Source organism: Pseudomonas petrae (assembly GCF_021728295.1).
GTDB classification, from domain to species: domain Bacteria; phylum Pseudomonadota; class Gammaproteobacteria; order Pseudomonadales; family Pseudomonadaceae; genus Aquipseudomonas; species Aquipseudomonas petrae.
Genome location: NZ_JAKJXE010000007.1, coordinates 133,495 through 152,094, shown reverse-complemented (window position 1 = coordinate 152,094; position 18,600 = coordinate 133,495). Strand labels below are relative to the sequence as shown.

Below are 18,600 nucleotides of genomic sequence, written 5' to 3'. Positions count from 1 at the left end.
TCCGGGTTGAGCAGGGGCGTTCATTTGTCGCAGGCGCGCTACAGCGGTGGCTTCTGGCATTAGCAAAAAAAATAGTGAGCAGTGAGATCCGCGTTCAACGTGAGGCGCCGTGGACGAAACCGCCCGTCTAATCCGGGGCACTTGGTGCGCTCAGGGGATTCTCATGGTTATGGTGCGGATAACTCGCACGTAAACGAGGAGATCGAATTCATGGCTAATGCCACTTCGCTTACAGGGACCACCGCGCAGACGGATCCGGACAAAGAGCTTGGCTTCAATGAGCAATCGCCCGATGTTTCCGACCCGCAGGTAGACCCTACCGAACCCGCTCGGACCGAGAATGATCCGGTGACTGAAGGGCCAACCACTCGGCGCGGTAACGATGAGCCGCTGCCGGGGAAGGGCGGGGTCTGATCGACTCGCGTTGAACCGGAAAGCCCCGCTGACTCATTATTCCTCCCACTTTGGAATACATAATTTGGGGCTTTTCAGGTTTTTGCTACACGAATACCCCTCTTCGAGGGGTATTTTTTTGCTCTGCGAATGTGAAAGCCGTACCGCGATCTAGTGTGCTGTTTTCGAAATAACTTATTTTTCTTGCACGGCTTCAAGCGCCTCACGCGCACGTTGGATTTTCTTCAAAATCTCCTCTCCCTTTGCGTTCCAAACGTATCGGGTCGGCTGAGCATTACGTAACGCCATGAACAATCAGTCCCTTTCAACAAGTCAACCAAGGCCCTGCTTAGTACTTGAACCGCCCCACCAGCCCTTTGAGCTGACCGGAGATAACCGTCAGTCGACCCGACCCTGCTTGGGCGGAATGGGCGAATTCTTCGACCAACTGCGCGTCGGTGTGGATCTGGGCGATGTGGCGGTTGATCTCCTCGGCCACCTGATGTTGCTCTTCTGCGGCGGTGGCGATCTGGGTGTTTTGATCACGAATGGAATCCACTGACGTGCGGATCTTGTCGAAGCTTTCCCGCGCCTGCTGAATGCACTCGACGCTGATGTTCGACACCTCCAGGCTGCCGCGCATCTGCACCGTCACTTCTTGGGTGCGCCTGGCCAGATTGCCGAGCAGGCTGTCGATCTCGCCGGTGGAATCGGCGGTGCGTCGTGCGAGGGCGCGAACTTCGTCGGCGACTACGGCGAAACCCCGGCCCTGATCCCCGGCGCGCGCCGCTTCGATCGCCGCGTTGAGGGCCAACAGATTGGTCTGCTCGGCGATCGAGCGAATGGTGTCGAGAATGCTGTTGATGTTCTTGCTGTCCTGCTCGAGCAACTGCATGGTCTCAGTGGACTGCTGCAGCTCCTTGCTCAGTTTCAATACGCTGCCGTTTGCCTCGCTGATGTGTTGCTGCCCGGCATGTACGTCGCGATAACCGGCGTCGGCGCTGGACGCGGCCTGGCTGCAAGAACGGGCAACTTCGTTGGCCGTGGCGACCATTTCGTTGAACGCGGTGCTGACCAGTTCGACCGCTTCGCGCTGGCGCCCGGCCGCCTCGTCCATATTGCGCGCCACTTCACTGGTGTCCGCTGCGGCGTTCTGCAGGTCCGATGACGCGCCGCCGATGCGCTGCATCAGTTGCGCGATCATGCCGAGGAACTGGTTGAACCAGCCCGCCAATGTCGCCGTTTCGTCCTTGCCATGGACATTGAGCTGGCGCGTCAGGTCGCCCTCGCCTTCGGCGATTTCCTGCAAGCCATCCGCCACCCCGCGGATCGGACGAACGATGACGCCGGCAAAACTCGCACCGATAATGGCAAAAATGATCGCCAGCGCAGCAGCGATCGCGGCGATCAACCAGGTCAGGCTGGAAGCCTTGGCCATCACCTCATCGCGCTCGATCAAACCGATAAAGCGCCAGCCCAAACCTTTGGAGCTGATCACGTTGGCCATATAGACCTTGCCGTCTATCTCAATTTGCGTCGCGCCATCGCCGCTCTTGGCCAGTTCGGCGTAGTTGGCGCCCAGATCGGCCAGCGGCTTGAAGTTATGCTTGGCGTCGCTGGGGTCGACCAGCACGTTGCCATTGGCCTCGACCAGCATCAGGTAGCCGCTGTCGCCCAGTTTGATGTGCTTGACCAGCTCGGTGAGTTGCTTGAGCGAAACGTCCAGACCGACCACCCCAAGGATGGCGCCGCTTGCGTCAGCGACTGTATGCACGGTGCCGATCAGCGAGACATCATCCGGGGCCCAGTAATAAGCGCCGGTGCGCACAGTGGTGCCGGGTGCAGCGATGGCGGCCTTGTACCACGGCCGCTCGCGCGGATCGTACTTGCTGATCTTCGGGTCATCGGGCCAACTGGCGTAGCCGCCGTCACTCAGACCGACCGACAGGTATGCCGTGGTCGGATGGGTTTTGGCGAAGCCGTCGAAAATTTCCAACAGGCGCTTATTGCCTTCGGTGAGCGGAATCTGCGGAGCGTCGGCGCCCGAGTAGTTTTTGAGGTCTTTGGCGGCCACGATCCGAGGATCCTTCGCCAGGTAATCGACGTTCTGGCTGATGGCTTCAAAGAACTGCGTCATGCCGTTATCGATCTGCCGGATCTCGCGGCCGCTGCTGTCGACAAAGTTCGCCTCGGCGGCATCGCGCGCGTTAAACACCACCAGCCCCGCCACCACCAGCACCGGGACACACGCGATGGCCGCGAAGCCCCACGTCAGCTTCTGTTTGATGTTCATGAGATCTTCCGCATAGGTTTTTGAGTTGTTGGGCAGAATCGAGTGCGAGCGTGGTGGTGTAATTGTGAAAGCGTCCACGGTTACCTGGGTTCTATCGGCTGATTAGCGATGAACCTGAGGCGGGAAGGCTTAGCGCGGGAGGATAAATGCAGGGCGTTGCTGACAGCGCAGAACGCGGTGCCGGGCTAGAGCGTTTGCAGGCGCATCGGCAACAGGGCACGGCTCGAGCTTCCAGGCGCAGCGACTACCAGATTCAAGGAGAATGTCGGGGGCGGACTCGACGAGCAGTGAGCAACTAGCATCCTGGCAGGCTTCGTAGCCATTGGACTTCGTGCGCAGATGCGATCCGTCAACCCGCTGACAGGGCAATTATACGTAGCCATGGCTTTTGATCCGAAAACCTCCGAGCTAGTCGACTATGATGCCAGTGTGTGGCCAATACAAATCCCAAGCCTAGCGGGCAGTTTCGATAAGCTACAGGAACAGCTAAAGGCGTTTGTAGACAAGCTTAGAGGGGTGCCACTAGGCGAGCTCGCCACTAACCTGAACGGTAGTTTTGCGGAGCTGAAAAGGCCCCTGAAACAAGTCAATAGCGCCTTGAACCTTGATGTGCGGGGGGCACTGCAACAGACACAAAAAACCTTGAGCACTTTCAATGAGGATCAATCCAAGAACTCGCCCGCCCGTGTGCGCTTGGGCCAAGCCATGAACGAAGTTCAACGCACCGCGCGATCGGTGCATAACCGGCAACTGGTAGGTCGTGGAGCGGCAGCTATGGGTCGTTCTCTGCCGGTCACCGCTACGACGCTGGTAGTCAAGTTCGATGCAAATGGCTGGTCAAGTTGAATGCAAACGGGTGGGCAAGTCTGTGCAACTACCCATCCTTCAGCCTGACTGGAAACACTGGGCCAGGGGCCCCGACTAAAGCCGGTCCCACTGTCTGACGCGCGCACTCAGTGGGACCGGCTTCAGCCGGGAAGAGGCCGGTGTGAGCGCCATCAACTTCGAAGCGCGCAAGAGCCTGATTCGTTAATCAATGTCTTCATGCCGTCGATCCAGTGCCAGGCTTGGGGCATGTGGACGCTGTCACCACACGCCCTCACACTGAAGAGCCTCTGACGCGAACGCGAGCCTAATTGAATGCGCTCCGGAGCCAAGAAAATCACTGGGAAATGCATGTGTTAGCCCCAGTGCTGTAAGAGATTCAGCAGCCCAGGAGGGCGAATGTTTCCTGACGACTACGATTATCACGGCTACTTGAAATCCAGGGTTTTGACCGGCGACATTAATTTCTCAGCGCTGGTTGAAGCACTCGGTGATCGGGGCTACATCACCGAAATCGACTCCCCCGAGGGCGCAGGCATTGGTTCAAGCCACATGGAACAGCTCGACCAGGAAGAGTTCGACGCGCTATTCGCCTTCTTCTATCCAGGCAAGATGAACACTATCCAGCTGAGCTGCATCGCCACTAACGAGGGTGGGTCGTACCCGACGGGTGCATATGCTTACGCGCTGATCAATCTTTCGGTGGTCTCCAAGGAAGATGTCCTGGCCATCCTGGAGCGCGAGAACTTCACGGCAGAGTTCACTGAATTTGAATTGATCGAGGCACGACGAGATCTGCTCGACTGCTTGAAGGATTCCAGGGGGCGGCTTGCAGATCCGCGCGTGCAGGCCGAATTGGTCAGGCTTCAGGACCACGTGCTTCTGATCGAAGAAAGACTCAAGGCGCTGGGGCTGTTGCCGCTTACTGAAGAAGAAAGCATATGGCGGGAGCTGGACCAGAAATTCCCCTATGCCCGAAGCCGGCAACAGGTCGAATTAGACGGAGTTTCCTATATCAGAATCTTCCGCCCTCTCGGGCAGGATGATCAGGGGAAAATGTCTTGGGCGCGAAGCTGGCGCAAGCTGGATTAACGGGGGCACATCTGAGTAGCCAGTGCGAGTAGCAGGTGCGCGCAACCAAATCACACCCACAAAAAAAGACGTCCTAGGACGTCTTGTTTTTTGGATTTGGTGGGCCGGGGTAATCTGAACCTATGCATTATCTTGTTGATTTTAAAATGAATTATTACCCATTTTTTTCTCTTGGAATACCTTTTGGAATACCGGTGCGCTAGGTGAGTGCGGCAAGGGAGGGGGCGATCGTCCCTTCTCTTTTAGGAGACTGCTCATTTACTGACCTTCAGTTTGTCTGCCAGGTATGCGCCAGCTTCAGACTCCATTTTTATCAGATGCTCCAATACTTCAGCTCGTTTCAGATTGCGCTTTTCTGCCAGCTCGTCGAGGAGGTCGATTACAGTTTTCGAGAGCCAAACGTTAACCTGCTTTTTGCCATCGTTGCGTTCGCCGAACTGCTTTCGGCTCCATCTCTTTTTGATTTCCTGGATGGTGAGTTTCTGTTCGGTGCGGCTAAGCTTCGCTTTATCGAAGTACAGAAGCAGCGCCGTGTAATTGCTGATAGGGAGCTGTTCATCAGGTATGGATTTATGGTTCTTTTCCAGCCACTCCCAAGCGCATTGACAGCGTTTGGCGCCGTCTTTTTTGTCTTCGAACCACTCGAAATCACTGTCACTTGCCTTGTGCCCAAGCCACTCCTTGCGAAGGCGTTCGATATTTTCTGCTTTCTTTGCGATGTCGATATCCCAGAGATCGAGCAGGGCGATGAGATGATTTCTGCCGGTGAGGTGCACTAGCCCTTCAGGCAATCCTCGAAGAGGTCGCAACCCAGTGATGTTTTCAATCCTGCTAAGCAGCCATTGATACTGTCTTTCACCTCCGTCAATCCACTTGAGGTAGTCATTTGGGAGCATAAACCGGTCTTTATCCGAATTTATTCTCTCAAGCATGCGGGTATTTCGCTTCAAAAAGCGGGCGATGGCGCTCCTCATGGTGGTGCCGTTGCATGTAACAGGGTCTAGGTCGGCCTTTTCGTAAAAATACAGGTAGAGCCATAGCCAGATGTCTCGACGAGTATTGTTTCGCTGGTCCTCTATCAGTCGGCTCAGCTCATCGTGCCAGTCATCCCTTAAGACAAGATCATCCTTCTCTTTCATAGTCAAAACCTATACGAGAATTATAAATTTAAGATTTAAACTATTAGTAATGGCATGATTCTAGCACGATTCGATACCTATTTTATTGATATCCTATGTTTATTAGATTCCGATCTATCTTTATTCTAGGATTATTCTAGGATTATTCTAGGGTTATTCTAGGGTTATTCTAGAATTCTAAATTTCCTTGCGAACCTTTATTTAATTGGTCTTTCGCCGAAAATATTCGTGATTTAGCAGTGGTTGGTAAGTTTTGACCTTGTGAACCGCGTCTGCTTTTTACGCCGGAAGTCTTGAAGGCGGTCACTAAGACGTCAGTGACGCTTTGCCATGCACCTGGAGGAGCGTATGTCATCGAGTCTATTGGCAAGTGCGGGGCGTACCGTTTGCAGCGCAATGTGATGTTGAGGACTCGCTTACTGTCGCGAGCGACTGATCAGGGTAGGCGTCTGTAATTTTGGTGGGCGGATTGGGCTGGCATTGAGCGATCTCTGGGCTGTGCCCAGAAGAATTGATACATAACCTGCATCCCTGATGATCAAGCAGTCGGCTACGCGGCAACGCTGGAGTGAGTGTCTTGCTCAACCAGTGTTGGTTACTGAAACCCGCTCTATTGTGGCGCCGGTCAAGTTTACGGCCAGATACTCGTTAACTTGAGCTTCAAGGCTATGCGGCGCTTATTCAGGCCGAGTCTCCAAGAAACCCTGGGTGGTTATCTTTATGCAGTGGGCATGGCGCGTATTTATTCACCGTCCCTGCCAATCCTCTGAACAAACATGAGGAGCCTGTTCATGAGGATTATTCGTCTGAAAGACGTCATCGACTCCACCGGTCTGGGCCGGTCCACCGTCTACAAGTTCATCTCAGAAGGGACCTTCCCCAAACCGGTCTCGCTGGGTGACCGTTGCGTCGGCTGGGTTGAAGGCGAGGTGCATGATTGGATCATGGCAAGGGTCGAGGAGCGTGACCTAGCCGAGGTCACTGCAACCTAATTGAAAAGAGTATTAGCAAGCGCCATGACTTGGGCTTCCCCTGGTCCTGGTGCTTTATGCCGCATCAGCTGGCCGGGCGGTTCCCATCTCAGACAACTCCCCCACTGGACTAAGTGCAAAAAGCTCCCATAGGGTAGGCAATCGCCTTCCATTGTGCCGTTTCCCTGGACAGTGCCTTCCTTGGCGAAGCTGGTTTATTGATATATCTAATAGTCATATCTAATCTGCTACTACCTTTCAATAGTTTCAAGCAGAGAACATCTCAGCAGTTAAAACATACTTAGTAAGTACCTGGTGTGCATCCAACCACTCAGGCACTCAATCATGTACCCATTCAGCAATACCATTTTCACCAGCTTCTCCCAGTCTCAAGCCTCGATCAGGATCGAGCGACTTGTTCAGTCCATTGAGCGTACTGACAAGCCAGCTTTCGAGATCATCCAAGCCCAATCTGGATACGAACGGGCAAAAAGGACCAGGCTCTCCAAATACGTTGACTCCATGCAGCAGATGTTCGATCTCTTCGATGATCGTCACTCCTACGTCTACAGCGAGCACCTGCAAGCCTTCTGGGAAGCTTGTCAGGACATAGGGTTGGAGCGTAGTCCGGCAGGCATGATCTGTCTGAATGAGCATAAGACGGCATATCTGGATTTCCATCATTCAATGAACGTATTGGTCGCTCGGATTCGTCAACTGATCAGCAGCAAGCGATACAAGCGCAAGGCGGATGACCGTCGCTACGAAGCTAGTCGCAAGCAAGCCACGCTCAGCGAGTACGTCAGCCAGGTGCTTGATCGTTACTCCCGCACGGTGGTCGTTCGTGTGGATCTGCATTATCGAACGATGGTTCGTCCACGCCTGCGCATTGAGCATGTTTTCAGTGACCTGGATAGGTTCATTCGTGCGCGGGAGCGTAATCCCATCTTCGAACATGAGACCGGCTATGTCTGCACAGTCGAGCATGGAGAGGATAAAGGCTTTCATATCCATGCAGCATTCTTCTTCAACGGTGCAGAGGTACGCAGCGATTTCGCTAAAGCGAGAAAGGTCGGCGAATTGTGGGAACAGATCACTCGTGGCCAGGGTTACTTTTTCAGCTGCAACGATGACAAGGCCCGTTATGGTGACGAGCTCGGAATCGGGGTCATCAAGCGAGCTGACAGCGTGGCATGCCGAAAGGTCATCGAAGCCATGAGTTACCTGACCAAGGACAGCCAATATCTGCGCATGAAGCCGGCTGGGGCGAGAACCTACCGCACTGGCCGTATTCACAGAGCAACGACTTGAAAAGTCTACGGGTCAGTACCATCGTGCTGGCTCTGATTTGCCCAGGTGGTTACCAGCTGGCCGCTGTTGTACATCACTAAGCCGCTGTCCATGATGTCGAATACGATTTCCTCGGTTTTCGCGTCATCCGCATTCTGGATGAGCTCCACCGCCATCACGTCGTAGCCTTGCAGCCCGGCCAAATGGCTCCGGATGTTGCCGAGGAGGTTGGTGGTGTATGAGCCGCTTGCCCTGGGTTGGGTTGCCTGATCCATTTGTGCTCCCGGAGTTGCTAAGGGCGGGCTTTTGGGTTGCAGTCGACACCTCGCTCAGTACGACGCTGGATCCCACGCTCTACCAACTATTTGTACATAGATGCTCAAGTTAGCTTTATCCTTGCCAAAATTACCATCACAACGGGTGCGGGCCGCCACAGCGGCTTAGGACACGATGAAAGACGAGACTGGCGAAATACTCACCCTCGACGACGTGGCTGCTTACCTGAAGGTAGGTAAGCGAACGGTCTATCGCTTGGCAGCAGCCAAGAAGATCCCGGCCTTTAAGGTCGGAGGGACATGGCGCTTCTCGCGCACTGACATCGATATGTGGATCAAACAGCAGTCGATGGAAGGTTTGAACGCCAGCCGGGCAGACAACACGGCAAAGAACCCAGAAAAGTGAATTGTTCATGAAACTAGAAAAAATAACCCTCTCCCAGCTCGAAGGTTTCCTCTTCAAAGCCGCCGACATCCTGCGCGGCAAGATGGACGCCAGTGAGTTCAAGGAGTTCATCTTTGGCATGCTGTTCATCAAACGCCTGTCCGACGAGTTCGACCGCAAGCGCGGGGTGCTGCGTAATACCACCTACGCCCACCTAAAGGACCGGCCTGAGCTGCTGGAGGAACTGCTCAATGACAAGACCTCCTACGGCGACACCTTCTTTGTGCCGCCCCGCGCCCGCTGGCACGAGAGCTGGATGGATGAGAAGGGCAACGAGGTGCCGGCGCTAAAGCACCTCAAGCACGATATAGGCAGCATGCTTAACAAAGCGATTGCTGCCATCGAGGATGAGAACGACGCCCTGGCCGGGGTACTGAAGAACAACATCGAATTCAACACCGTCAAGGGAAAGACCAAGATCCCTGATCAGAAGTGGAAAGACCTGCTCGATCACTTCAACCAGCCCCAGTTCGTGCTGGTCAATGACAACTTCGAGTTCCCCGACCTGCTTGGTGCCGCCTACGAATACCTGATTAAGTATTTCGCCGACAGCGCCGGTAAGAAAGGCGGTGAGTTCTATACCCCCGCCGAAGTGGTGCGCCTGCTGGTGCAGCTTACCAAGCCCCAGGCCGGCAATACCGTCTACGACCCCACCGCCGGCTCCGGTGGCTTTCTCATTCAGGCGCACCAGTATGTGGAAGAGCAGGGCCAGGACCCGAATGACCTCGCTCTCTACGGCCAGGACTCCAACGGTACGGTCTGGTCCATCTGCAACATGAACATGATTCTCCACAACATCACCCGCTTCACCATCGAACACGGGGATACTCTGGAAGATCCGCAGATTCTTGAAAATAGCCAGCCGCGCAAGTTCGACTGTGTTCTCGCTAACCCACCGTTCTCGCAGAACTACAGCCGCGCCACTATGAGCTTCACCAACCGCTTCCGCGAGTTCTGTCCGGAATCTGGCAAGAAGGCCGACCTCATGTTCGTGCAGCACATGATCGCCAGCCTCAAGCCGGACGGCCACATGGCTACCGTCATGCCCCACGGTGTGCTGTTCCGCGGAGGCAAAGAAAAACTCATCCGCGAGCTGCTCATCGAGGACGATTATCTAGAGGCCATCATCAGCTTGCCGCCCGGCCTGTTCTACGGCACCGGCATCCCCGCCTGTGTGCTGGTGGTCAACAAAAGCAAGCCCGACGAGCTGCGCAATCAAGTGTTGTTCATCAACGCCGATCGCGAATACGCCGAGGGCAAAAACCAGAACAATCTACGCCCCGAAGACATCGAGAAGATCGACCACGTCTTCACCCACAAGCTGACCATCGATAAATACAGCCGCCTGGTAGATAAGGAGGTGATCGTCAAACAGCACGACTACAACCTCAACATCCGCCGCTACGTGGACAACACCCCCGCCCCTGAACCGGAAGACGTGCAGGCTCACCTTATAGGCGGCATTCCCGAGAGCGAGGTCGCCGCCAAACAGTCCGAGTTCGACAAGTTTGGCGTGCAACCCGACACCCTGTTTGAGCCTCTGCGCCCGGGCTACCTGGCCTTCGGTCCCGCATTGGACACCAAGCCTGCTATCAAGGCGATACTGGAGTCGGACCAGAACCTTCATACCAGGGTCGCTGGGCATCACTCCGCACTCGAGCAATGGTGGCAGGTGGCGCGGGACGACTTCGCCCAACTGAGGGAAGGACGTAAGCTGCCCGACGTGCGCAGCGAACTGCTCTCCACGCTCAAGCACAAGCTCCAGCCTCTAGGTGTACTGGATGAATTCAAGAGCGCGGGCGTGTTCGTCAACTGGTGGCAGGCATCCGCTATGACCTGAAAACCGTCGTCTCCACCGGTTGGCACCACACGCTGATCCCGGACAGCTACCTCATCGCCGAATACTTTCAGAAGGAGGCTGAAGAGATCGAGGCGCTGGAGTGCAAGATCAACGAAGCCCAGGGCGAGCTGGCTGAGGCTGTCGAGGCCGCCACCGAAGCTGCCAACTACGAGCCGGAAGATGCTGAAGGCGACGAAGGCGAGGTCAAACTCACTGCCGCCGTCATCAAGAAATACTTGAAGACCCTGATCGACGACTTGGCTGATGCCAGAACCGACTCCGCCAGAAAGGAGCGCAAGCAGTACGTCAACCTGCGCGACGGTATTAGCGCTATCGAAAAGCGCATCAAGGACTTCAAGGACCGACTCAAGATCAAGCAGGGCGAGCTGGAGCAGAAGCTGCAACTAAAACGTATTGGTGGAGAAGAAGTAAAGGCTGAGGCCAGGACGATTATCGCCCATGCCAAGGGCGTTATTCAGACTCTGGATGCTACGGTAAAGGACCAGAAGAAAAAGCTCACCGGCCTGCAAAAGGACGTGGTTGTGCTGGAGAATCGAGTCGCCCGTATCGACGATCTGCTCATCGCAATTGGTGGCCAGTTGGGGGTACAGGATGCGAAGCGCCTGATCCTGAAAAAACTGCACGACAACGCTAACAAGGCGCTACTGAGCTATCTAAATGCTGAGAAACGCGCGCTGTTCGCCATTGTCGAGAACTTGTGGGACAAGTATGCGGTGTCGAGTCAGACGCTGGAAAAAGACCGAGAAAACACGTTGTTGGCGCTCAAAAAATGCCTCTCTGGTCTGGGCTATTTGGGGCTTGTGCAATGACGGTACCAATGCTGAAGCTTGGTGATCGCATCACATTGACCAAAGGCAAGCCTCCTTCGGAGATGCCGTACTTTGGAAAAGGCGCAGAACTGTACCTCAGCCCAGAATTTTTGCGCGGTAAAGGAGTTGCTGAGTCGGCTAAGTCGGCAGCAAATGGAGTACGGGTAAACGACGACGAAACCATTCTATTGTGGGACGGCTCAAACGCTGGCGAGGTTTTTCGAGCGCGTGGTGGTCTGCTTTCTTCGACCATGACGCTAATCAAACACAGCGATGAGTTCGAGCCAGAATACTTTTTTTATGCAGTTAAGCGGTGGGAGTCGTATCTCAAAGGTCAGACTTCCGGTTCCGGCATCCCGCACGTGGACAAAGAGGTGCTGGGTAAGCTTGAAATACTGAAACTACCGCCGGATGAGCAGAAACTTGTCGCAAATATTCTTAATAATCTTGACCGTGCCATCAAGCAAACCGAGGCGTTGATCGCCAAGCAGCAGCTTATCAGGACTGGGTTGATGCAGGACTTGCTCACCAAGGGGATCGACAAGCACGGCAACCTCCGCTCTGAAGCCACCCACGTCTTCAAGGATTCCCCGCTGGGGAGGATTCCGGTGGAATGGGATGTTAAGGAGTTAAAGTCGCTGCTCGCCGATGTAGACCCAGCGATGCGTAGTGGCCCATTTGGAAGCGCGCTATTGAAGGAGGAACTGGCAGAGGCCGGAATTCCGTTGCTCGGTATCGATAATGTCCTTCCTGAAGAGTTTGTTTCCGATTACAAGAGATTCGTTCCACCCAAGAAGGCAGAGCAATTAAGAAGATACCTTGTTCGGCCTCGTGATTTAATGATAACGATTATGGGAACGGTTGGACGCTGTTGCGTGGTTCCCGACGATATCGGGGAGGCTCTGTCATCGAAACATGTATGGACCATATCAATAGATCAAGCTAAGTATTCCCCCTACGTTGCTTGCTTCCAGATAAATTATTCTCCTTGGGTTCTCGAGCATTTCGCGAAAGATGAGCAGGGGGGAATAATGGCATCGATACGTGCAGAGACTTTGCGTACCACAAAATTACCCGTGCCACCGCGGAATGAGCTTGAGCAGATCGAATGTGTACTTCGATCAATTTCGGCTGATCTTGTCGAAAAGGAACTGCTCTCCGAAAAGCTTTGCTCTTTCAAAGTTGGGCTAATGCACGACCTACTCACCGGCGAACGACGCGTTACCTCGCTTCTCACACAAGCCGCTACACAATAACAAGGACAGTCGCATGGCCTATCAGGACAATACGCCCGCCCACATCCGCATCGACGAACGCAACCACGTCGAGAAGCCGCTGCTCGATCAGTTGCAGGAACTGGGCTGGCAGGTCATGGATCTGGAGATGAAGCAGGAGCCAGGCCAGAGCTTTCGCGAGAGCTTCAACGAGGTGGTGTTGGGGCCGGTGCTGCGCGAGCAGTTGAAGGTGATCAATCCCTGGCTGGAGGACGACCAGCTGGAGGAAGTTGCCAGGCGCCTCACTGCTGGCTTCCCCGGCAACAACCTGCTGGAAAACAATCGCCATGTGCTCAGCCTGCTGCTGGAAAACACAAGCGTGGCGGAGAACCGCCAGACTGGCGAAAAAAGACCGACTGTGCGCTACATCGACTTTGCCACCCTGTCCAACAACCGCTTTATTGCCATCTGCCAGTTTAAGGTGCGCATCCTAGGTACCGAGCACCATATTGTGCCGGACATAGTGCTGTTCCTGAACGGTTTGCCGGTGGTGGTGATCGAGTGCAAGTCCCCAAAGGTAAAGGAGCCGATTCCTGAAGCCATCGACCAGATGCTGCGTTATAGCGAACAGCGCGGAGCAAAGGGTGAGGGCAGCGCGCCACTGTTCTACTTCAATCAGTTTGTGGTGGCTACCTGCCGCAACCAGGCTAAGTTCGGCACCATCACCACCCACATCGAAAAGCACTTCTACCGCTGGTCCGACCCCTGGCCGCGCACGGTGGAAGACCTCGCCCACGGCGGTAGCAGCCCCAACGACCAGCAGCGCCTAGTGGTGGGGATGCTAGACCGGCAGAACTTACTGGACATCATCCGCACCTTCACCATTTTCTCGGAATCGGACAAGGGCGAGCTAATCAAGGTTGTCGGGCGTTACCAGCAGTTCCGCGCCGTGAAGCTGGCGGTGCAGCGTCTGTTGAGTGGCAAGACCCCGAGGGCGCGCAGCGGCATCGTCTGGCACACCCAGGGCTCCGGTAAGTCGCTGACCATGATGTTTATGGTGCGCGAGATGTACCGCCACGCCCAGCTCTCAAAGTGGAAGGTAGTGTTCGTTACCGATCGCACGCAACTGGAGCAGCAGCTCGGAGATACAGGCGGCAGTATCGGCTTTACCGTAAAGGTGGCGGACAGCATCGCCAAACTGAAGGACCTGTTGCGCAGTGACTCCTCCGACCTGGTGATGGCGATGATCCACAAGTTCCGCGAGGCGGACTTGTCGGAAACCTTCCCGGAGTTGAACAGCAGCGCGAACATCCTAGTGATGACCGATGAGGCGCACCGCTCGCAATACTCTTTACTCGGCGCGAATCTGGACAGGGCTATCCCCAACTCAGCGCGCATTGGCTACACCGGCACACCCATCGACAAGACCGAAACGGTGTTCGGTGACTATATCGACAAGTACACCATGCGCCAGGCCATTGAGGACGGCGTAACGCTGGAGATCGTCTATGAAGGCCGCACCCACAACGCTGAGTTGGCGGACCAGGCTAGCATGGACAGCGTATTCGCCGACGTGTTCAGTGAATACAACTTGGAGCAGCGGCTGGAGATCCTTGGTTACGGCTCCCGCGACGCCTATCTAGAAGCCAAATCCACCATCGTGGCCAAGGCCACGGATATGGTGGAGCACTATCTGGAACACGTGTTTCCCAACGGATTCAAGGCCCAGGTGGTGGCCACCTCGCGTGAGGCTGCGGTGCGCTACAAGGACGCGCTGGATGCGGCTTTGGCGGCGGCCATCGAGAAGTTGGAGCAGGCCAATCCGCTTAACCTCGACCTAGAGCGGTTGAAAAAGCTCAAGACTGACGTGGTGATCTCCGGTAGCCACAACGACCTGCCCCACATCAAGGCCTACACCGACAGTTCCCGACACCAGCGCACCATTAAGAGCTTCAAGTTGCCCTTCGACGGCAGCGATGAGGGTGTGACTGGTGATATCGGTATTGTGATCGTCAATAACATGTTGCTGACTGGCTTCGATGCGCCCATCGAGCAGGTGATGTATCTGGACAAGGTGATTGTTGCCCATAACCTGCTGCAGGCTATCGCCCGAGTGAATCGGGTAGGCGGAGCAGCCAAGGAGAAGGGCTTTATCGTCGATTATGTGGGCATCGGCCATCACCTCAAGAAGGCCATCGACAACTATGACGAACGCGAGCAGAAGGAAGTGCTCGACTGTCTGAGCTTCCCCGACGACGAACTACGCGCCTTGCAGGCCGACTACAAAGCCATCATGGATCTGCTGGAAAAGTACGGTCTGACCGACTTCAACGACCACGATGCCTTCTTTGACCTGTTCTACGACGAGGATGTGCGCTTTGAATTCATGCTGGCCTACAAGAAACTGACCCGCAGTCTCGACTTGGTTTTCCCTGCCAAGGAGGCGCTGGGGTACCTGAAAGCTTACAACGCGCTTACCGAGATCAATGTGCTGGCCGGCCGCCACCTGAACGACCAGCGTCTGAGTATGAAGGGCATTCCGCCCAAGTTGCGGGCTATAACAGATGAATATCTGGCCTCGAAAGGCATTGATCAGAAGGTAAAGCCGATTTCGATCCTCGACGAGGACTTCGAGAGCCAGGTTGGCAAACGTAAGCGCACCAAAACCAAGGCCGCCGAGGTGGAGCACGCCATCCGCCACCATCTGGACATAGAGCTGGACGACGACCCGGAGCTGCAGGCTTCTTTTTCCGCCGCGCTCGCGGAGATCCTGCAAGAATTCGCCAACAATTGGCAGAAGATTTACGAAGAGCTTGAGAAACTGCGCGAACGAATAATCGAAGCTGCCAACGAGCCGACCTACGGCCTGCACAAGAAAAAGCAGATGCCGTTCTTTCGCATGCTTCAGGCCGAGCTGGGTAATGCCATGGACCAACACCCAGGCTACGCAGGAAAACCGGATGAGAGTATCGCCGTGCTAATTGATCTGACCCAACAGATCTACTTAGTGATTGAACGTGAGTTGAAACTGGCAAGCTTCTGGGAAAGTGTGCCGGCGCGTAGCAAGCTGAAGGCGGAGATTCAGCAGATTCTGCTGTCGGAGTCTTTTGCTTCCTTGCCAAGGGTAGTCACCCTTCGTCACCAGATCATCTCGCGTGTGATGGAAATTGCCGAGAAGAACAACGACCTGATTCTCTACGCGAGTTGATATGGAACTGGCCTATAAAGTTGTCTACTCGAAGCGCAAGAGCCTAACCATCTCGGTCGAGCGTGACCGCTCTATCGTGGTAAAGGCGCCGGAAGGTACAACGCTAGAAAAGATTCATCGGGTCGTGGAATCGCGCAAGTTGTGGCTTTACGAAAAGACCCGCCATGCGCAGAAATACAGCCCGCCGCCAGATCCGCCGGGTAAGGAGCTGGTGTCCGGAGAATCCCTGCCCTATCTGGGGCGGCAATACCGAATTGAGCTGGTGGCAGGCGCTGGTGGCATTCGCTTCGAGCAGAGATTTTTGGTGCCGGAAGCGCTGGTGGGAAAATCTGCGGCATTCCGAAACTGGTTCGTGGCGCGCGCCGAGGAAAAAATACTGCCGCGCGTGAAGATATATGCCAACAATCTCGGTGTCACCTACAAGGAAGCCAAAATCGGGGACGGCAAGTACCGTTGGGGCTCATGTACACCGAACGACAACGTGATCTTCAACTGGCGCTTGATCAAAGCTCCTATGTTCGTGATCGACTATATAGTTGTACACGAGCTGGCCCACCTTATCGAAACTAACCACACGCCCCGTTTTTGGAACATCGTAAACGCTCAGGCGCCAACAATGGAGAAGGCCAAGGCATGGCTACTGAAACATGGCGCACTGCTGGAGCAGGATATTTGACAGTGCAGCAGCAGGGAGCGATCACTCTTCTGGCATGCCTGCAGGGTGAAAAATAAGCGTATCGCAAAGGTGACTAACGGAATGGCTCGCATCGAAAACCACAAGTACAGCATCGAGGAAGCCTTTAGGGAGTGCTTCTACATCGTGCCGGACTACCAGCGTGAGTACGTCTGGACGGACAAGGAAGTGCATCAGTTGATTGAGGATATCGACGAGCAGATTGATGCCGGATCGACACGGGAATACTTCATAGGCACCGTGTTGGTGTCGCCGACCGACCAGAAGAACCACTACGAGGTCATCGATGGCCAGCAGCGGCTGACTACGCTCTTCTTGCTGCTGTGCGCCCTTAAGCATCTGTTTTTAGGAGAGCCACAACGACAAACTGTCAGTGGCTTGATATCGACTAGCTACACGGACAGCGACGGGGAAACACGGACGAGTCTTAAGCTGGAGCCGCGATACGAAAGCGCGGGTGAGGTCATTACCAAGTTGGTGGAGCTCGACGCCGACCCGCAGACCGTGCGGGCAGGCATTCAGGCCGCGGGTATCGCCAGCTTTGGGTCGCTGGAGAATTTGGTCAACGCCTACAGCACGCTGTACCGCTACCTGAAGGATAACTATGAGGGGACGCCCAAGCTGAAGAAGTATTGGGGCTACCTGGCCAACAATGTAGTGTTCATTCAGATCTCGACGGATGTGAGTAGTGCCCTGAAGATCTTCGAGACTATCAACGAGCGGGGTGTTGGTCTCAACCCGATGGACTTGCTCAAGAATCTGCTATTCACGCAGGTCAAGCAAGTGCAGTTCACCCAGTTGAAAGATGAATGGAAAAAGATCACCAAGCCGCTCGAAAAGGGGAAGGAGAAGCCGCTGCGATTCTTGCGCTACTTCCTGATGGCCAACTATGTCATCAAGAACGACCGTGGTGATGCAGTTGTTCGGGAAGACGAGATCTACGACTGGTTTGTAGACAAAGATAACGCGGAGCTATGCGATTACGCCAATAAGCCCTTCGAGTTCGTCCGCAAGGTCATCCGGAGCGTCGAGCACTATCTCGCGTTCTCAAACGGTCTCGGCAACGATGGCAAGCCCAGTCTTGTGATGGACAGCCTCAAGCGGCTGGCAGGTGGTGCTTTCAGTCTGCACTACGTCCTGCTGCTGGCAGCGGCGAATTTCCCCAAGCCACTGTTCGACCATTTTGTGGCGCAGTTGGAGAGCTTCCTTTTCTACTACATCTTCACCAAGACGCCGACCAAGGATCTGGAGCGCAGCTTCTCGCAATGGGCTGACGAGTTGCGCGCGATTGCAGAGGGGGCCGATCCGGTGAAGCAGAAGATGCAGCTTAACGTCTTCGTCGCCGACCGTTTCGAGAAGAACATGGCGGGCAAGTCGCAGGAGCTGGCCGATGCCCTTAAACGCTTCACGCTCTATTCGATGCAGCAGTACCGAACGCGTTACCTGCTGGCGCGGCTGACGCAGCATGTCGACATGGCGTTCAGCGGTCTGAGGATTCCGGGGAGTTTGGAGCCATTTACCAAGTTGGACATCGAGCACATCCTGCCCAACAATCCCACGGCTGAATTGCGCGCCAAGTGGGCGAATGAAAATCCAGACGCCGCCTATGATGATCACAAGAACCGACTCGGCAATCTGACCTTACTGGAAAAGCCGATCAACATTGTCGCTGGGAACGACTTTTACGAGGCGAAGCAGACGGAGTACCGCAAGAGCAGCAACTACCTGACTCGCAGTTTGGTTGAGCTGACTGATGTTGGGCAGAACACGTCCATCTCCCGGATCAACGCAAAGCTGGAAGCGTTCTCATGGTGGGGGGCCGCATCTATTGAGAAGCGACACGGAATGCTCATTGCCCTGGCGAAGGATGTCTGGAAGACGGCACCAGTCGACGTCTGACAAGGGAGCGCAAACACGAGCCTTACGTCGCACAAACGGCAATTCGTCTGCGACGCTTTCAGGTATCGGCGTTCTGATCGAACTTGGCACCACAGCGTAAGCAGAGACAGTCATAGTGGCCGAACTGAAACTTTTGCACGTCCCTGGCAAAGGCCGTCATGGTGGTGTAGCCCGATGTTGCACGGTAAACGC

General features: G+C 55.0%; 15 protein-coding genes and 2 pseudogenes. 12 read left to right on the top strand and 5 right to left on the bottom strand.

The annotated features are described in order from the left end of the window. Positions 1–210 precede the first annotated feature (210 nt). On the top strand, positions 211–414 hold the full coding sequence (locus L4G42_RS14030; protein ID WP_237259303.1) for a DUF6021 family protein: 204 nt from the start codon (positions 211–213) through the stop codon (positions 412–414). Positions 415–588: 174 nt separating this feature from the next. Here the strand turns inward: L4G42_RS14030 and L4G42_RS14025 are convergent. From L4G42_RS14025 to L4G42_RS26345, 3 genes and pseudogenes are all read right to left on the bottom strand, one after another. Further along, positions 589–705, bottom strand: a pseudogene (locus tag L4G42_RS14025) (IS630 family transposase); the annotation flags it as partial. A 37-nt stretch (positions 706–742) separates the two neighbouring features. Continuing rightward, positions 743–1,510: a methyl-accepting chemotaxis protein gene (locus L4G42_RS26350; protein ID WP_419789376.1), complete on the bottom strand. Its 768-nt coding sequence runs from the start codon at positions 1,508–1,510 to the stop codon at positions 743–745. A 93-nt stretch (positions 1,511–1,603) separates the two neighbouring features. Next, positions 1,604–2,686: pseudogene (locus tag L4G42_RS26345) on the bottom strand (cache domain-containing protein); the annotation flags it as partial. Positions 2,687–3,025: 339 nt separating this feature from the next. On the opposite strand from L4G42_RS26345, the gene L4G42_RS14015 reads away from it, so the two are divergent. Both L4G42_RS14015 and L4G42_RS14010 read left to right on the top strand, forming a co-directional pair. Continuing rightward, on the top strand, positions 3,026–3,532 hold the full coding sequence (locus L4G42_RS14015; protein WP_237254838.1) for an MlaD/PqiB family protein: 507 nt from the start codon (positions 3,026–3,028) through the stop codon (positions 3,530–3,532). A 378-nt stretch (positions 3,533–3,910) separates the two neighbouring features. Then, positions 3,911–4,603: a hypothetical protein gene (locus L4G42_RS14010; protein ID WP_237254837.1), complete on the top strand. Its 693-nt coding sequence runs from the start codon at positions 3,911–3,913 to the stop codon at positions 4,601–4,603. A gap of 254 nt (positions 4,604–4,857) precedes the next feature. Here L4G42_RS14010 and L4G42_RS14005 read toward each other — a convergent pair whose 3' ends face one another. Continuing rightward, complete coding sequence (locus L4G42_RS14005) at positions 4,858–5,742, bottom strand: hypothetical protein (RefSeq protein ID WP_237260899.1); 885 nt, start codon at positions 5,740–5,742, stop codon at positions 4,858–4,860. A gap of 791 nt (positions 5,743–6,533) precedes the next feature. Here L4G42_RS14005 and L4G42_RS14000 point away from each other — a divergent pair. Both L4G42_RS14000 and L4G42_RS13995 read left to right on the top strand, forming a co-directional pair. Beyond that, positions 6,534–6,734 (top strand): helix-turn-helix transcriptional regulator, encoded by a 201-nt coding sequence (locus tag L4G42_RS14000; RefSeq protein WP_237260897.1) that lies wholly within the window; start codon positions 6,534–6,536, stop codon positions 6,732–6,734. Positions 6,735–7,058: 324 nt separating this feature from the next. Further along, positions 7,059–8,024 carry a YagK/YfjJ domain-containing protein gene (locus tag L4G42_RS13995; protein ID WP_237260895.1) on the top strand — a complete coding sequence of 322 codons (966 nt, stop codon included), beginning with the start codon at positions 7,059–7,061 and terminating at the stop codon, positions 8,022–8,024. A gap of 5 nt (positions 8,025–8,029) precedes the next feature. On the opposite strand, the gene L4G42_RS13990 is transcribed toward L4G42_RS13995, so the two are convergent. Then, complete coding sequence (locus L4G42_RS13990; protein WP_237260893.1) at positions 8,030–8,278, bottom strand: hypothetical protein; 249 nt, start codon at positions 8,276–8,278, stop codon at positions 8,030–8,032. A gap of 175 nt (positions 8,279–8,453) precedes the next feature. Here L4G42_RS13990 and mads1 point away from each other — a divergent pair, with 175 nt between their 5' ends. The 7 genes from mads1 (at position 8,454) to L4G42_RS13955 (ending at position 18,408) form a co-directional block, all read left to right on the top strand. Next, on the top strand, positions 8,454–8,684 hold the full coding sequence (gene mads1 / locus L4G42_RS13985) for a methylation-associated defense system helix-turn-helix domain-containing protein MAD1 (protein WP_237260891.1): 231 nt from the start codon (positions 8,454–8,456) through the stop codon (positions 8,682–8,684). Positions 8,685–8,691: 7 nt separating this feature from the next. Beyond that, positions 8,692–10,563 (top strand): type I restriction-modification system subunit M, encoded by a 1,872-nt coding sequence (locus L4G42_RS13980; protein ID WP_237260889.1) that lies wholly within the window; start codon positions 8,692–8,694, stop codon positions 10,561–10,563. Continuing rightward, positions 10,539–11,393, top strand: coding sequence for a GumC domain-containing protein (locus L4G42_RS13975; RefSeq protein ID WP_237260887.1), 855 nt, complete (start codon positions 10,539–10,541; stop codon positions 11,391–11,393). The genes L4G42_RS13980 and L4G42_RS13975 overlap by 25 nt, the downstream gene beginning before the upstream one ends. Positions 11,394–11,401: 8 nt before the next feature. Further along, positions 11,402–12,649 (top strand): restriction endonuclease subunit S, encoded by a 1,248-nt coding sequence (locus L4G42_RS13970; RefSeq protein ID WP_237260885.1) that lies wholly within the window; start codon positions 11,402–11,404, stop codon positions 12,647–12,649. Positions 12,650–12,662: 13 nt separating this feature from the next. Next, complete coding sequence (locus L4G42_RS13965) at positions 12,663–15,815, top strand: type I restriction endonuclease subunit R (RefSeq protein ID WP_237260883.1); 3,153 nt, start codon at positions 12,663–12,665, stop codon at positions 15,813–15,815. Position 15,816: 1 nt separating this feature from the next. Further along, positions 15,817–16,491, top strand: a complete 675-nt coding sequence (locus L4G42_RS13960; RefSeq protein WP_237260881.1) for a M48 family metallopeptidase — start codon at positions 15,817–15,819, stop codon at positions 16,489–16,491. An 81-nt stretch (positions 16,492–16,572) separates the two neighbouring features. Then, positions 16,573–18,408 carry a DUF262 domain-containing protein gene (locus tag L4G42_RS13955; RefSeq protein WP_237260879.1) on the top strand — a complete coding sequence of 612 codons (1,836 nt, stop codon included), beginning with the start codon at positions 16,573–16,575 and terminating at the stop codon, positions 18,406–18,408. Positions 18,409–18,600: the final 192 nt, after the last annotated feature.

Coding starts and splice junctions, on each gene's coding strand:
- L4G42_RS14030 (WP_237259303.1), top strand. CDS start 211: ATGGCTAATGCCACTTCGCTTACAGGGACCACCGCGCAGACGGATCCG.
- L4G42_RS26350 (WP_419789376.1), bottom strand. CDS start 1,510: ATGGACGAGGCGGCCGGGCGCCAGCGCGAAGCGGTCGAACTGGTCAGC.
- L4G42_RS14015 (WP_237254838.1), top strand. CDS start 3,026: ATGCGATCCGTCAACCCGCTGACAGGGCAATTATACGTAGCCATGGCT.
- L4G42_RS14010 (WP_237254837.1), top strand. CDS start 3,911: ATGTTTCCTGACGACTACGATTATCACGGCTACTTGAAATCCAGGGTT.
- L4G42_RS14005 (WP_237260899.1), bottom strand. CDS start 5,742: ATGAAAGAGAAGGATGATCTTGTCTTAAGGGATGACTGGCACGATGAG.
- L4G42_RS14000 (WP_237260897.1), top strand. CDS start 6,534: ATGAGGATTATTCGTCTGAAAGACGTCATCGACTCCACCGGTCTGGGC.
- L4G42_RS13995 (WP_237260895.1), top strand. CDS start 7,059: ATGTACCCATTCAGCAATACCATTTTCACCAGCTTCTCCCAGTCTCAA.
- L4G42_RS13990 (WP_237260893.1), bottom strand. CDS start 8,278: ATGGATCAGGCAACCCAACCCAGGGCAAGCGGCTCATACACCACCAAC.
- mads1 (WP_237260891.1), top strand. CDS start 8,454: ATGAAAGACGAGACTGGCGAAATACTCACCCTCGACGACGTGGCTGCT.
- L4G42_RS13980 (WP_237260889.1), top strand. CDS start 8,692: ATGAAACTAGAAAAAATAACCCTCTCCCAGCTCGAAGGTTTCCTCTTC.
- L4G42_RS13970 (WP_237260885.1), top strand. CDS start 11,402: ATGCTGAAGCTTGGTGATCGCATCACATTGACCAAAGGCAAGCCTCCT.
- L4G42_RS13965 (WP_237260883.1), top strand. CDS start 12,663: ATGGCCTATCAGGACAATACGCCCGCCCACATCCGCATCGACGAACGC.
- L4G42_RS13960 (WP_237260881.1), top strand. CDS start 15,817: ATGGAACTGGCCTATAAAGTTGTCTACTCGAAGCGCAAGAGCCTAACC.
- L4G42_RS13955 (WP_237260879.1), top strand. CDS start 16,573: ATGGCTCGCATCGAAAACCACAAGTACAGCATCGAGGAAGCCTTTAGG.